Source organism: Dorea hominis, assembly GCF_014287705.1.
GTDB lineage: Bacteria > Bacillota > Clostridia > Lachnospirales > Lachnospiraceae > Dorea_D > Dorea_D hominis.
The window spans coordinates 41,947-57,879 of sequence record NZ_JACOOY010000009.1 but is presented as its reverse complement, the minus strand read 5'-3'; the positions used below and the strand labels follow the sequence as shown (position 1 = coordinate 57,879).

The 15,933-nt window shown below is 40.2% G+C and carries 11 protein-coding genes and 1 riboswitch; all 11 genes read left to right on the top strand.

Annotated elements, in window-relative coordinates; translation table 11 throughout:
* Nucleotides 1–185: 185 nt before the first annotated feature.
* The 11 genes from H8S07_RS08465 to H8S07_RS08415 all read left to right on the top strand — a co-directional run bounded on the left by H8S07_RS08465 (nt 186) and on the right by H8S07_RS08415 (nt 15,748).
* Nucleotides 186–2,009 carry an Ig-like domain-containing protein gene (locus H8S07_RS08465; protein WP_186855849.1) on the top strand — a complete coding sequence of 608 codons (1,824 nt, stop codon included), beginning with the start codon at nt 186–188 and terminating at the stop codon, nt 2,007–2,009.
* 19 nt (nt 2,010–2,028) lie between these two features.
* Nucleotides 2,029–3,966, top strand: a complete 1,938-nt coding sequence (locus H8S07_RS08460) for an FIVAR domain-containing protein (RefSeq protein ID WP_186855848.1) — start codon at nt 2,029–2,031, stop codon at nt 3,964–3,966.
* Between the two features lie 5 nt (nt 3,967–3,971).
* Nucleotides 3,972–6,017 (top strand): leucine-rich repeat domain-containing protein, encoded by a 2,046-nt coding sequence (locus H8S07_RS08455; protein ID WP_186855847.1) that lies wholly within the window; start codon nt 3,972–3,974, stop codon nt 6,015–6,017.
* Between the two features lie 183 nt (nt 6,018–6,200).
* Nucleotides 6,201–8,897, top strand: coding sequence for an FIVAR domain-containing protein (locus H8S07_RS08450; protein ID WP_186855846.1), 2,697 nt, complete (start codon nt 6,201–6,203; stop codon nt 8,895–8,897).
* Between the two features lie 230 nt (nt 8,898–9,127).
* The gene (locus tag H8S07_RS08445; RefSeq protein ID WP_186855845.1) at nt 9,128–11,008 is read left to right on the top strand and encodes an Ig-like domain-containing protein; all 1,881 of its coding nucleotides are present in this window, start codon (nt 9,128–9,130) and stop codon (nt 11,006–11,008) included.
* Between the two features lie 373 nt (nt 11,009–11,381).
* On the top strand, nt 11,382–12,407 hold the full coding sequence (gene gap / locus H8S07_RS08440; protein WP_186855844.1) for a type I glyceraldehyde-3-phosphate dehydrogenase: 1,026 nt from the start codon (nt 11,382–11,384) through the stop codon (nt 12,405–12,407).
* Nucleotides 12,408–12,508: 101 nt separating this feature from the next.
* The gene (locus H8S07_RS08435; protein WP_186855843.1) at nt 12,509–12,676 is read left to right on the top strand and encodes a hypothetical protein; all 168 of its coding nucleotides are present in this window, start codon (nt 12,509–12,511) and stop codon (nt 12,674–12,676) included.
* A 64-nt stretch (nt 12,677–12,740) separates the two neighbouring features.
* Nucleotides 12,741–13,313 carry a 2-oxoacid:acceptor oxidoreductase family protein gene (locus H8S07_RS08430; RefSeq protein WP_021859601.1) on the top strand — a complete coding sequence of 191 codons (573 nt, stop codon included), beginning with the start codon at nt 12,741–12,743 and terminating at the stop codon, nt 13,311–13,313.
* Nucleotides 13,313–13,615 carry a 4Fe-4S binding protein gene (locus tag H8S07_RS08425; protein WP_021859600.1) on the top strand — a complete coding sequence of 101 codons (303 nt, stop codon included), beginning with the start codon at nt 13,313–13,315 and terminating at the stop codon, nt 13,613–13,615. Before H8S07_RS08430 ends, H8S07_RS08425 begins: the two co-directional genes overlap by 1 nt.
* Before the next feature lies 1 nt (nt 13,616).
* On the top strand, nt 13,617–14,798 hold the full coding sequence (gene porA / locus H8S07_RS08420; protein ID WP_021859599.1) for a hypothetical protein: 1,182 nt from the start codon (nt 13,617–13,619) through the stop codon (nt 14,796–14,798).
* A gap of 17 nt (nt 14,799–14,815) precedes the next feature.
* Nucleotides 14,816–15,748 carry a thiamine pyrophosphate-dependent enzyme gene (locus tag H8S07_RS08415; RefSeq protein WP_021859598.1) on the top strand — a complete coding sequence of 311 codons (933 nt, stop codon included), beginning with the start codon at nt 14,816–14,818 and terminating at the stop codon, nt 15,746–15,748.
* Between the two features lie 62 nt (nt 15,749–15,810).
* Nucleotides 15,811–15,918, top strand: a riboswitch (TPP riboswitch).
* Nucleotides 15,919–15,933 lie beyond the last annotated feature (15 nt).

The following is a 15,933-nucleotide window of genomic DNA, read 5'->3' as shown; positions in this document are numbered from 1 at the left end:
AGCAGGAAACCCTTACAATAAGGGACCTGCTCATTTGTTATATAGCAATAATATACAATAGATGACATCTATAAAAAGGCTCGTTTATCAATGTAATCGATTGGAAGGAGTGCGGAGGATATATTACAATAAAAGTAAAGAAAAGTAATGATTTAACAAAGAATTACAAGAAAAATGGAGGGAATATGAAAGGGAAAAAGATACTTACAGGCTTACTTTGTGCGGCTGTTGTGGGGGACCTGGTCGCAGGCGTTGCACCGGGGATGATGTGCGGTGTAAGCGCTGCAAGCGCACAGACAAGTACAGAACAGAAGAAAGTTGTGCAGACTACAGATGAGCTGGAACAAAAAAGATACAACGGAGTACCGGGATATCAATACAAGGATATTTATGCGACGGATCGTGTGACAGTGAAAGGAATAAAGGTCAATGAAGTAGTAATTGCTTCAGCTAATCCAATCGTTATGCGACCAATGACGAAACCGGTTCGATTTGTAATCTACAATACTACAAAACAAGAAAAAGAAGGAGAAGTAAATGTAAAAAACGGAGTACTTCCAGACTTGAGTCTTGTTAATAACAATAACTACATGATCTATGCGCAGGACGAAGAATATCGTACACCGATCCTTTATTGTTGGGTGAAAGAAGGGAAAATTTACAATATTAAGAAAAACATCCAGGATAATGACGGACAGATGATTTACGATTATCCAGAAGTGGATGAATTTAGAATGTACAAGAGAGATCCGAACAAAGTATACGATAAGCTGGAAAATGATATGCGTGTTGGAATCAGCCTGCCGGTGTACTATAAAAATGGAACAGGATTTTTAAAAAATGTAAAGCTCAAGCTTGTAAGTCCGGTGGAGACATTAGAATGTACTACCGGAGAAAATGGAAGATTGCAGACAGAGCTTCTGGAAGATCAAAATTACATGGTAGTAATTGAGAATGAACAATGGGATATGGATTCATTTCCACTTGTAGCAAAAGATAAATCTGAGTACGGTGCAGGAAGATATGCGTACAATCATTCCAGCTGTGCAAAGGTAGATGAGCTTCGACTAGTAGATAAGAACGAGACACATCATTCGGATACAATACTTGTAAGCAAATCAGGTGATACGAGTGTGACAGGAATCAATTTCAAGGATATGCTTTTATATGAGAAATCTTTAAGCAAAGATCTTGTGAGTGAACTTCCGAATAAAGACTATGAAGTCCTGGACATCAGTGTCGTAAATCCACATCGCTGGGAAAGAGCGAAACTTGCAGCCGGAGAATTTCAGGTAACAAGAAAAGTTCCGGAGGGAAAAACAGTAAAGAACGTATATTACCTTGATGGAGAGAAGCAATTAAAGAAGCTGGCCTTTGAAAATCAGAAGACGAAGAACGGCACTGATGTTCAGTTTACAATGCACAGTCTGGGCATGTATCCGGTCGTAGTAGAATATGGAAAAGCAAGTGATTTGCAAACGATAAAGGCAAGCAAGGTGCAGGTGACTGGAGCATCCAGGGATATTGTAGCAGGGAAGAAAATTCAGTTAAAGGCAAAAGTATCTCCTGCAAAAGCAACAAATAAAAAAGTGAAATGGACAACTTCCAATAAAAAATATGCAACTGTAACTTCTGCCGGAAAAGTTACCGTAAATAAGGCAGGAGCAGGAAAGAAGGTTACCATAAGGGCAACAGCGGTTGACGGAAGTAAAAAGTCCGGAAGTTATACGATTCGTATAAGAAAACATGCCGTAAAGAAAATCACATTAAAGGCTTCTGACACATTAAAGAACGGAAAAGCAATTACAGTTAAAGCGACTGTAAAAACAACCGGAAAAGATGCGAATAAACAACTGGTATGGAATAGCTCAAATAGCAAATACGCAACAGTTACTGCGAAAGGAAAAGTAACAGCAAAGAAAGCGGGAAAAGGAAAGACAGTAAAAATAACCGCAAAGGCAACGGATGGAAGTGGTATTAAGAAAACCATTAAAATCAAAATAAAATAAAATACAAAGGAGGAAGATTATGAAACAATTAAAAGCAAAACTTCTTGCAGGTGTGCTTACAGCAGCGATGGTGCTTGGTACATTTGCAGGAGCAGCACCTTTGACGGCAAAGGCGGCAAGTCATGCGACAGAACTTGCAGTTCGCGCAGTGGATGAATCAGGAAAAGCTTTAAGTGGCGTGGAGCTTGTCTTTGAAAAAGATGGGGAAACTTATGATTTTGCCACAACAGATGAAGATGGAGAAGCATACTTGGATGAAAATGATTTTACTGATCTTGTTATGGCAAACATGGATGCTGCGGACGGTGATGGAACAGGATTTGGAATCTATGAAGTAAAACCCGCATCAGGAAGCGGATATACACTTGCAAATGATTCCATAAAAATGGATGTACAAAATTCTGGTGAAAGCTGGGGGTATCCTTGCATTGTATCTGTAAATGGAAAAGCATATGCAGGGGAGACTGTTGATCTGGCACTAAAGGTGATAGAAAGTGAAAAACCAGTAGAACCAGTAGAGCATCCAAAGACATTGAACGTAAAAGTAGTAAATGAAAAGGGTCTTCCGGTAGAGGGCGTACACTTAGAGATCTTCTCTCCGAATTGCTGTAGGAATTCATTCGCACAACCGACAGATGCGGTCGGAACAGCAAGCTATACACTGTCACAAAGAGAAGGAATCGGTATGCCATTTGCGATAGCACTTGCAGAAGGCGAAGATTATGAAATCGTTACACCGATTGAAAATATTTATTTTGAAAGAGACACAAACCAGAATGAGAATTACATCGCTAAAGTAAATGGACAGGAATACAATGGCGAAGAAGTAAAGCTTGTTGTAAAAAAGAACGAACTAAGTATTTCAGAGGTATCTGGCGCAGGTGCAGAAGTAAGTCGCGAGGGTGGTACAGCTACAATTACTGTGAAAGGAACAAGTCTTCCTGCAAAGTTCTATTACGTAGTACACTGTTATTCACCAAAAGGAGTCTTATTAAGCCAGGTGGAAGAAAAAGAAGCGGAAGCAAAAGGTACAGAAACTCTTCGTACATTTGAAGCAGAATTCCCGTCTGTTTTACACCTTCCGAAAGCCGCATACTGGGAAATCGGAGTAGAGACTATTCCAAATTCAGAAGATGGATATTATATGGCAAAAGGCGAGAATGGTGTCAAGATTGCAGGAACAGTAGTGACAGAGGAATCGAAAAACACAATGGTAGAAATCTTCACAGAGGCTGGAAAGAAAAATGAATCTGATTATACAGCAGAGTCATGGAATGTTTATAAGAATGCAGTAGAAGCTGCAAAGAAAATTGCAGAAGATAATAGTGCAACAAATGCGGAGTTCCAGAATGCGATTCAGGCAGTGAAAGATGCAGAAGCAGCATTGGTAAAAACTGAACCGGAGAAACCATCAAATCCGGAAAAACCGGAAGTAAAAGTAGCTTCTGTAAAACTTGCTCAGACAAGCTATGTATACGACGGAAAGACACACAAACCAAGCATCGTTGCTAAGAACGACAAAGGCGAGAAGATCACAAGCAAAGACTATACAGTAAAATATGCTGCAGGCTGCAAGAATGTCGGAACTTACACTGTAAAAGTTACTTTCAAGGGAGACTACAAAGGAACATTTACAAAGACATTTAAGATCAATCCAAAGGGAACAAGCCTTTCCAAAGTGAAAGCTGCAAGAAAGAGCTTCAGCGCAACATGGAAGAAACAGAGCAAACAGACAAGTGGATACCAGTTACAGTATTCTACTAATAAGAAATTTGCAAAATCTGTAAAGACAACAACAATTACAAAGACATCCACTGTAAAGAAAACAGTGAAGAAATTAAGCGCAAAGAAAACTTACTACGTAAGAGTGCGTACTTACAAAAATGTAAAGGTCGGAAAGAAGACAGTGAAAATGTATTCTGGATGGTCCAAAGTGAAGAGTGTAAAGGTGAAATAAAGCAAATGAAATTGAAAAACAGAGTAAAGAAAAACGTCGCAATGCTAATGACCGGAATTATGCTCGCTACATGTGCATGGACAGGCAATGTCCATGCACAAGCTAGAGGATGTTCCGGGCTGGCAGAAAAGGATGTCTATTATCCGGAGAAGGAAGATGTCGTTCCGGATCCAATACTTAATTGGGCGATTCGTTCGGCAATGAGTAAAAATGATCAGAAGTTAGTACTGACAAAAGAAGATGTAGCATCCTCGACTGTACAGTACATTTTTTATGAATCCAGCTCCAATCCAAATGGATTTAAAAACTGGAAAATGCCATGGTATGTGGAAAGCCTGGAAGGTTTGCAATATGCCACATCTGCAAAGCAGATTGTAATCGGATTTACAGCGTACAAAGAGGGCGCAAGAATTAAAGACCTTACGCCACTTTCAGGATTAAGTCAGTTGGAGCAGTTATTCTTAAAAGGTGATGGGATCACAGATATTTCCGCGCTTAAGAGTCTGACGAATTTGCGTAGTCTGCTACTCAATGAAAATGAGATTACAGATATTTCTGCGATTGCAAATATGAAAAAACTGACGCGTTTAAGTCTGATTCGTAATAAAGTTTCAGATATTGCACCACTTGGACAGCTGCCGGAACTTAGGACGCTGGATGTTTCGTATAACAAATTGAAAAAACTTCCGGATATGAGTGGGCTTACAAGTCTTACATCGTTAGATGTGTCAGACAATCCGGAGCTTACAGATATCGCGTCCGTAAGCAAGATTAAATCCCTGGAAAGGATCAGTCTGACAGGAGATTTAAAAATCACAGATATCCGACCGCTTGCTGAGCTTACTTCCCTGGATAAAGAAATGACTTATCTGCCGGATAATTCAAAGAAAGATGATTTATTTGCGGCAATTGAAGTGAATAAATGTATTGATGAATTCAGCATCAGTAACATGAGTGCCGCAGATTTGAAAATCGTGCAGAAGGCATTGGATACATATGATAAGCTGACAGAGGAACAGAAAACTTATATCGATGAAAAGAAAATACAGGCAATTAAAAGCAATAAAGAAAAGATTGAAAAAGGTGAGGCACCGGATGTTTACCCAGAGTACGAGAACGAGTCGAATGCAATTTGGGATCGCATTGAAATCAGAGTGGTAGATAAAAAAGGCGTTCCGATGGAGGGTGTGAAATTTGTAAAAGAAAAGACTACACCTTACGTAAAAGACACGGAGGAGCTTGTCAGTGATGAAAATGGTATGCTCATCGTTTCACATAAGATGATGGATACTATTTACGATAAGATTGCAATCAGACCGGCAGATGAATATATTGCAAATCCAGAAGAAATCTATTATACCGTTTCTTATGGAGTAGAAGGTGGTCCGCCGAGAACGACAGCAACTGTCAATGGGGTGAAAGCAACCGGAAAAGAAAAGCTTAAGTTTGTATTAAGTAAAGCGGGCGAAGAAGAGTCAAAGCCGGAGCCGACACCGGAGCCAAAGCCGGAACCAACACCGGAAGTAAAGAAAGTAAAATCTGTAACACTTTCTAAGACAAGCTATGTATACGATGGAAAGACACACAAACCAAGCATCGTTGCTAAGAACGACAAAGGCGAGAAGATCACAAGCAAAGACTATACAGTAAAATATGCTGCAGGTTGCAAGAATGTCGGATCTTACACAGTAAAAGTTACTTTCAAGGGAGACTACAAAGGAACATTTACAAAGACATTCAAGATCAATCCAAAGGGAACAAGCCTTTCCAAAGTAAAAGCTGCAAGAAAGAGCTTCAGCGCAACATGGAAGAAACAGAGCAAGCAGACAAGCGGATATCAGTTACAGTATTCTACAAATAAAAAGTTCGCAAAATCTGTAAAGACATCTACGATTTCTAAAAATACAACTGTTAAGAAAACAGTGAAAAAATTAAGTGCTAAGAAAACTTACTATGTAAGAGTTCGCACATACAAAAATGTCAAGGCCGGAAAGAAGACAGTGAAGCTGTATTCTGGATGGTCAAAAGTTAAGGCAGTGAAGACGAAATAGTAGAGAACGAAGAGAAGGCGTTCACTTGCTATAAAAGGCAGGAGAAAGTCTTCTTTTTGCATAGATGCTATGAATAAATGTATCGCTTTATTGACAATACCGATTGGAGAGAATGCGAAAAACAACGTATAATAGTAATCGTAATGTAATTAACAAATGAAAAAAGAAAAGGAGAAAAAAATAATGGGGAAAATGAAAAGAATTTTTGCCTGGCTCCTGTCATTAGCAATGGTCTTCGGATTATTGGGTGGACAGGTGAGTGTAGTAAAAGCTGCAGGATATGGAATCTACAGCTATACGCTTGATTCAAAAGAACTTCCGAGTGAAGGAGGAGAACTTGTCGCAACAATTAAGTTTGACGACTTTTCAACAACAGACAGTCCGATTTATTACCAGTTAAAGAAAGATATCGGTGATTATAATTGGGAAATAGTAAAAGGATATGAGAATGTTGAAGGACAGGTTGTCGGGAACAAACTGAAAGTAAATATTCCGGCAAACAAAGAGACAACAGAAGTGAAATATAAACTGATCGTAAATCTGACAAGTGGACAGTTCGAGAATTCTTGGGGTGGAATGGAACAAGGTGCCAAGAGAGCATCTTTCACTGTTGCAGCAGCCAACGCAGGATCAGAGGAAGAGAAAGTTTTATCTGATGAAACTACATTCCGTGCAAAAGTAGTAGATGAAAATGGAGCTCCGGTAGAAGGTGTAAAATTAGTCGGAAAAGATGAGTCTTTTGGAAATGAGCCGGAATTTACATCAAATGCAAATGGTGTGGCAGAGTATGAAATAGAAGATAATGACATAACATGTATTTACACGATCAGAGTTTCGGAAGACGGTGGATGGACAAGTGAGAACAGATGTACATTTGAAGTTGGTCATGATCAATCATGGAGTCCGATTATTTCCAAAATTAACGGAAAATCAATCAATCAGGCTGGCGAAATTAAGTTTGTAGTTAAGAAGGCAGCGGCTGATGATGCACAAAAAGTGGCATTAAAAGCTGTAATCGATGAAGTAGAAAAATTAAACAAAGACAATTATACATCAAAAAGCTGGGCAGCTCTTCAGCAGGCGCTTACAGAAGCAAAGACAGTATATGAAAACAAAAATGCAACAACAGCGCAGATTGCGACAGCAAAAAGTAATTTAGAGACAGCGAAAAAGGGACTGGTAGAAATGTCTCCTGAAAGAAAAGCGCTGGAAGCTAAGGTTGCTGAGGCTAAGAAATTTGATTACAGTCTGTATACAGATGAAAGTAAAGCAAAAGTAATGTCTGCAGTTGCGGAAGCAGAAAAATTAGCAGACAATGCTTCTGTAGAAGAAATCAAAGCTGCACAGAAGAACATTGAGGATGCAATGGAAGCACTGAAAAAAGTTCCATCATGGGATTCAGCAAACATTGGCGTATCAAGAGATAAGCTGACAAGCAAAGGTGGAACAGTTGAACTTCGACTTGCAATGGATAATTACGGAGCAGACGAGGGAACAATCTACTATCGTGTGCGTAAGAAAACGATTACTCCAGAGGGTTATCCGATGTGGGATGAAGTACAGACAAATGTACCAACTCAGATTTCTAAGGAAAATCCAATCATCAAAGTAACACTTCCTGAAAATACAACAGAGAAGGAAGAAGAATATCAGATCACACCAACAAACAAAAAAGGTACTTATACAAACCTGAAAGGTGTAATTGTAACTGTAATTCCAGCGTCACAGGATGAAGAATATACTAACAACTCTGTTTTCTCAACAGAAAATGTATACCGTGTGAAAGCAGTAGATGCTGAAGGTGTACCGGTAGAAGGCGTAGAATTTAAATTAACAGCAGATAATGACAAAACTCGTGTCAGAAATATTGTGACAAATAATAAAGGTGTAGCTGAGTATGAGATCAATCCGGCAGAAGACTGTGGATCAACTTATAATGTAACAGTTGCAGATGACACAGATTGGGTAAGCAGTGTAATTTTGGTTAATGCACATAACTTTACAGTAAGTGAAGGAGAGAACGCAGTAATTACAAGTATTGATGGATTCTCAGTTGAGAGCGCAGGCGATGTTCGTATTGCTGTTAAGAAAAATCCAAAATACGATATTACAGATGCAGCAAAAATGCAGATGGAAAAAGTTCTTGCTGATGCAGAGCAGAAAAATGAAGTTGACTTCACAAAAGAAAGCTGGAATGCTTACAAAGAAGCAGTAGATGCTGCAAAGGCTATTTCTGAGAAGGTAGCAGGAGCAGAAAGAGTAACAGCTGCAGATTACCAGAATGCGATCCAGGCTGTGAAAGACGCAGAAGCAGCATTAGTTAAAGCAGAAGCTCCAAAACCGGAACCAGAAGTGAAAAAAGTAGCTTCTGTAAAACTTGCTAAGACAAGCTATGTATATGATGGAAAGGTAAAGAAACCAGCCGTTGTTGCAAAGAACAATAAAGGTGAGAAAATTACAAGCAAAGATTACACAGTAAAATATGCAGCAGGATGCAAAAATGTCGGAACATACACAGTAAAAGTTACTTTCAAGGGAGACTATAAAGGAACATTTACAAAGACATTTAACATTAATCCAAAGGGAACAAGCCTTTCAAAAGTAAAAGCTGCAAGAAAGAGCTTCAGCGCAACATGGAAGAAACAGAGCAAACAGACAAGCGGATACCAGGTACAGTATTCTACAAATAAAAAGTTCGCAAAATCTGTAAAGACATCTACGATTTCTAAAAATACAACTGTTAAGAAAACAGTGAAGAAATTAAAGGCGAAGAAAACTTACTATGTAAGAGTTCGTACTTATAAGACAGTTAAAGTTGGCAAGAAGAGTGTGAAGATTTACTCAGGCTGGTCAACTGCTAAAAAAGTGAAAACAAAATAGTCGAAGAGAATAACGAATAAAAAAATTCCCGGCATGTACATAATCGGATGTGTATGTCGGGAATTTTGTTGCTATAGTATCCGATGACGATTATTGATAATAAATATCAATAAGAATCTATAAGTGCTTTTATATATCAAAAATACCAATTGGAGTGAAAGTTTCTATTGCAGTAAAATATTATCAGGGATTATATACCCTGATACAAATTTACAAAAGGAGGGTAAATCATGAAAAATTTTATGAAAAAGGCTGCGGCAGCAATGATTGCTATGTTAGCAGTTGTAGCAGTTTTCGGTACAAGCGTACCGGCACAGGCAGCGTCCAAAGCACCGAAGAGCCTTTCCGTGAAGGTAACAACAAAAACAGTTGATATCAAAGGAAAGTCTAAAATTTCGGTCAAATCAGTAAAGCCTGCAAATGCAAGCAAGGCAGTTACTTACAAATCAAGCAATAAGAAGATTGCAACCGTATCTTCCAAAGGTGTTGTAACAGGTAAGAAAGCCGGAAAGGTAAACATTACTGTAACATCCAAGAAGAACAAAAAAGTGAAAAAAGTTGTTAAGATCACTGTTAAGAACTTAAAACCAAGCAGTGTTAAAGTAAGTGCTTCCAAAGCTACTGTAGCAGTCGGAAAAATAAACACACTGAAAGCAGCTGTAAAACCGGCTGGCGTATACTGCCCTGTAAAATGGACAAGCAGCAACAAAGCAGTAGCAACTGTAAGCAGCAATGGGAAAGTAACAGCTAAGAAGGCTGGTACAGCAACAATTACTGTAAAAGCAACTCAGAAAAACAGCAAAGGCAAATATCTGTCAACTACATGCAAAGTTACAGTTGTAGATAAGACTCCGGCATCCGTATCCAAACAGCAGGTATATGTATCGCCGGAATGGTTAAAGAGCGCAATGTCCGGACTTCAGAAAGGATATGAAAATGTATTCGTATCAGAAGTTGCATGGGGAGACACAGCAGGAGATAAAAACTATAATGCAGGTCATATTCCGGGAGCATATCATATCAACTCAGATGCAGTAGAATATGACGACTGTGCTCCATGGCCATATGGAGATGGAAAAGACGATTTCGGACTTTATGACGAAAAAGATGTAAAACCGGAAGATAACTTTAATATCCGCAGCGGTAAACAGTTAAGCGAGTTCCTGAAGAGAAACGGAATTACAAAAGATACAAAAGTAGTTTTATACGGCAGAAGTGCATCTGATTCCAGCGTAACAAGAGTTGCGTTTTCAATGCTTTATGCAGGAGTTGAAGACGTAAAAGTTGTCGATGGCGGTATGCAGGCATGGAAAGCTGCCGGATACGATGTGGAGACAAAAGTAAACGAGCAGAAAGCCGGAGGAGATAATTACAGCTTCGGTACAACTGTTCCGGCGCATCCAGAGTACATCCTGTCAGCAGAGGATGCAAAAGACAAACTACAGAATGACGCAAACTTCCGTCTGGTAAGTATCCGTTCTACAAAAGAATTTGAAGGCGAAGAAACAGGTTATGGATATATCGACTATGCAGGAGAGCCTTTAGGTGCTGTATGGGGACATAACACAGATGATGGAAGCTATGTTGAAAACGGTAAAGTTGTAGGAATCGACAAAGTAAAATCTATTCTTGCAGAGTCTGACTCTTCTTTAGACAATGAATTATCATTCTATTGCGGAACCGGATGGAGAGCTACAATCCCATTCCTGATCTGCTATCAGAATGGTGTGAAAAACATCAGCGTGTATGATGGCGGATGGTGGTTATGGCAGCTGAATTGGCAGAAAGACAAAGCTGCATGGCCAATCCAGGACGTATCTGCAGATGTTGTAAAGAACTATGCACAGCTTAGCTTTGCAGCAGAAGAAGTAAACAAAGATGCTTCCGGTAAAATGCTTGTTGCAGGAGCTTCTGCAGCAGAAAATAAACTGGCTTGCTGGCCGGCACGTGTAAGCAGTAAAGTTGTTTACGGCTCTTCCGACAAGAAGGTTGCAACAGTAGATGCAACTGGAAAAGTTACAGCAGTCGCAGCAGGAGAAGCTACTATTACTGCAAGAACAAAAGCTGGAAATAAGGCAACATACAAAGTTGTTGTAAGCCCGGCTCAATAAAATGAATCTAAGTGCTTATAGGTATGAAATGGTTTAAGCATAATGATTTATAAATAAAGAATATAATACGAATAAAATGGTGCTTTGCGCAGATACGCAGGGCACCATTTTCTATATAATAGGAAACTTCATTTCTATTCTTTTTAATCCTGATTAGGAGGTTGTCGGAAGGAGACATATTCAGTCAGAAATATCTGTGAAAAAAGGAAATCCTGTTAAATATTTACGTATCCCGTTAAATGATTAATTACTGTCAATTCGGTAGTATTCCGGGGAAAAGTATGTTACACTCGCGATAGATTGTGGCGGACTGTTATTGCAAATGGGGAAAGATACAAAAGTATTAATATGTCATACACAGGAGGTATTTATTATGGCAATAACAATTGGCATCAACGGATTTGGACGCATTGGCAGAGTCGCATTCCGTATTGCCATCAATCAGCCGGAGCAGTTTAAACTTTGTGGGATCAACGTAAGAAACGCTGATCTGGATTATATTCTTTATATGATCCGTTACGATTCAATATTCGGACGTTTTCAGGGAACGCTCGAAAAGTATGAGGATGGAATCATCGTCAATGGTGAGAAGATTCGTGTATACTCGGAAAATGATGCTGCAGACATTCGTTGGGGGGAATGTGGAGCAGAATATATTATAGATGCGACAGGTGCTTACTGTACTACAGAGAAAGCAATGGCACATATCAAAGGTGGCGCGAAGAAAGTAATCATTTCCGCACCTGCTAAAGACCAGGATACACCGACATTTGTAATGGGAATCAACCACGAACTTTATCAGCCGTCTATGCATGTTGTTTCGAATGCATCGTGTACAACAAACTGTCTTGCACCATTGTGTAAAGTCTTAGAAGACAATTACGGAATTGAGTATGGATTAATGTCTACGATACATTCTGCTACAGCTAAGCAGAAAGTAGTTGACTGCCGTTCACTTAAAGACTGGCGTACAGGATGTGCCGTATTTGGCAACCTGATCCCATCCACAACAGGAGCTGCAAAAGCGATTTCACTCGTTATTCCAACATTAAAAGATCGCATGAATGGGATTTCTTACCGTGTACCGACTTCAGATGTATCCATTGTGGATTTGAATGTTGCTTTAAAAACAGAAACCAGTTACGAAGATATTTGTAAGAAAATGAAAGAAGCTTCAGAGACATATCTGAAAGGAATTTTAGATTATATCGATGACGAAGTAGTATCTTCTGACTTTATCGGAGACAGCCATGCATCATCCTTTGATGCACGTGAAGGAATCCAGATCAATGGACATTTCTTCAAGCTTATCAGCTTCTATGATAATGAGTGGGGGTACACAAATCAGATTTTCCGCCTGATCAAACATATGTATCAGGTAGATAACGGTATCAAATAGTGATACCAGGGTTGTAGAATGGAAAAGTAAAAATATAAGAAAAAGTAAATATCCGTAATAACAGTCGAAAGTCACGAAAAAGCATCCCAGGAGAATTGTCGATGAGCAGATCTTCTGGGGTGCTTTTTCATGGTGAGATGTTTCTGGGGACTTGTGAGATACAAGTTGAATTCAACCTAAGCCTGGCTTTGCGCAAACATCAGCCACACGCCAGCCCCCAGAACTGCGCCGGCAACAATAAAAAACATAAAAAACAGAGTGCGCTCTAGACATGCACATATTTATACAGTATAATCAGAATAATACTAATTTTTAAAGAAAGGAATACGAAAGATGAGTAATCATACAGAAATCAGATGGCACGGTCGTGGTGGTCAGGGTGCAAAAACAGCCGCATTGTTGCTGGCAGATGTAGCATTCCAGACAGGCAAATACGTACAGGGTTTTCCGGAGTATGGCCCGGAACGTATGGGAGCACCAATTACAGCATATAACCGAATCAGCGATACAAAGATCCGTGTACATTCTAATATTTATGATCCACAGTATGTAGTTGTAGTAGATGAATCCTTACTGGAATCCGTGGATGTGACTAGCGGTTTGAAAAAAGATGGAGCAATTCTTGTAAATACACAGCGCACAAAAGAGGAGATCATTCCGCATCTTCATGGATACGAAGGAGAAGTTTATATTATTGACGCACACAAAGTCTCAATGGAGGCAATGGGAAAATATTTCCCGAACACACCACTTCTTGCTGCAATTGTAAAAGTAGCAGGGATTATGGATGAGGAGACTTTCTTAAGAGAAATGAAAGCATCCTTCAAGCACAAATTCGCCAGCAAGCCGGAAGTTATTGACGGCAATATGAAAGCACTTGAGATGGCATTTAAGGAGGTGCACTAATGGCTACAGATATCAGTAAATTAGGTGTAAAAGCAACATGGGAAGAGCTGACAGAAGGTATGATCGTTGCCGGTGCAGGAACCTCCAAAGAGTTCAACACAGGGGAATGGTCAGAAGTAAAACCAGAATTTATCGCAGATAAATGTAAACAGTGTCTGCTTTGTGTACCGGTCTGTCCGGACAGCTGCATCCCGGTAAAAGACATGAAGAGACTGGATTTTGATTATGGACACTGCAAAGGATGTGGCATTTGCGTAAAAGCATGTCCATTTGACGCAATTAAGATGGAAGGGGTGAAGTAAGATGGGAAAAAGAGAACGTTTATCAGGAAATGAAGCGGTTGCGATCGCATTGAGACAGATTAATCCAGATGTGTTCCCGGCATTCCCGATTACTCCGTCCACAGAGATTCCACAGTATTTCGCTTCTTTTGTAGCAAACGGACAGGTAGATACAGAGTTTATTCCGGTAGAGAGTGAGCACAGTTCCATGAGCGCTGCAATCGGAGCTTCAGCAGCAGGAGCAAGAAGTTTAACAGCGACTTCTTCCTGCGGACTTGCCTATATGTGGGAAGAATTATATATTGCGGCATCCAACAGACTTCCGTTAGCACTGGCGCTTGTAAACCGTGCACTTTCCGGCCCGATCAACATCAACTGTGACCATTCCGACAGTATGGGAGCAAGAGATGCAGGCTGGATCCAGATTTACGCAGAAAATAATCAGGAAGCATATGACAACATGGTGCAGGCATATCGCATTTCCGAACATGCAGATGTCAGACTGCCGATCATGATCTGTCAGGATGGATTTATCACCAGTCATGCAGTAGAAAATATCGAATTACTGGATGACGCAGAGGTAAAGAATTTCGTTGGAGAATATGAACCGGAAAATTATCTTCTGAATCCGGAATGCCCGATGGCAGTTGGTCCATATGCGATCACAGATTATTATATGGAAGCAAAACGCTCGCAGGCAGAAGGCATGAAACATGTACCGGCAGTTGTAGAGGAGGTTGCAAAGGAATTTGCGAAAGTATCCGGACGTGAATATGGTCTGTTTGAATCTTACTGCATGGAAGATGCTGAGCGTGCAGTTGTAATGATCGGTTCTGCAGCAGGAACAACAAAAGATGCGATTGACCGCTTAAGAGAACAGGGAGAGAAAGTCGGACTTGTGAAGATCCGTCTGTTCCGCCCATTTCCGGCTGATGAGATCGCGGAGACGCTCAAAAATGTGAAAGCAGTTGCAATTATGGACCGTGCAGAAAGCTATACGAACCATGGCGGACCGTTAGGTGCAGATGTGATGAGTGCATTATACCGCGCAAAAGCAGATGCGCTGGCAGTGAATTACATCTACGGTCTTGGCGGACGTGACGTGCGCGTAGAAGACATGGAAGGCGTATTTGAAGCCCTGAAACAGATGATCGCAGATGGCGATGCAGGAGAAACCTACCGCTATCTTGGAATTAGAGAATAAGGAGGGCCGTAGAGAAGATGAGTTATAATTTTAAAGAGACAATGAATAAATCAGAGCGCCTGGCGCCAGGACACAGAATGTGTGCCGGATGTGGCGGAACAATCGCAGTTCGTAATGTACTGCGCGGTCTTCATGAAGGTGATAAAGCAGTCATCGGAAATGCAACAGGATGTCTGGAAGTATCCACATTTACATACCCATACACAGCATGGGAAGATAGCTACATTCATAATGCATTTGAAAATGCAGGCGCAACCATGAGTGGTGTGGAAGGTGCTTACAAAGCATTAAAACGAAAAGGAAAATTAGACGAAACATACAAATTTATCACATTTGGTGGTGACGGCGGTACTTATGATATTGGTCTGCAGTCACTGTCCGGAGCAATGGAGAGAAATCAGGATCTGGTATATGTCTGTTATGACAACGGTGCTTACATGAATACCGGCATCCAACGTTCTTCTGCAACACCGATGTATGCAGATACAACAACTACACCGGTAGGAAGCGAGAGTAACGGAAAACCACAGAACAGAAAAGATCTTGCATCTGTAATTGCTGCGCATGATATTCCGTATGTGGCACAGACAACGTTTGTACAGAACTTTAAAGATCTGCATATCAAATCCGAAAAAGCGATTTATACACCAGGCGCTGCTTTCTTAAATATTATGGCACCATGTCCGCGTGGATGGAGATACAATACGCCGGATATTATGGAGATTTGCAAACTTGGTGTAGAGACATGCTACTGGCCGTTATTTGAGGTCGTAGAAGGAAAATGGATTCTGAACTATGAGCCGAAGAAGAAACTCCCAATCGAAGATTTCTTAAGACCACAGGGAAGATTCAAACATCTTTTCAAGAAAGGCAATGAGTATCTGTTAGAGGCTTTCCAGAAAGAAGTAGACAGAAGATGGGAAGAACTTCAGTTCAGATGCTCCAGATAAGGATGTGATATAAAATATATTTGACAGATTTGTGAAATACATTTATACTGGAGAGGAACAATCAAATAGAACCGGGGAGCTTATGTGATAGGCTGAGAGGAAGTTTAAAACTTCGACCCATATACCTGATTTGGATAATGCCAACGTAGGAACGCAAGGAATATGCTATGAGCGGAAGATACTTT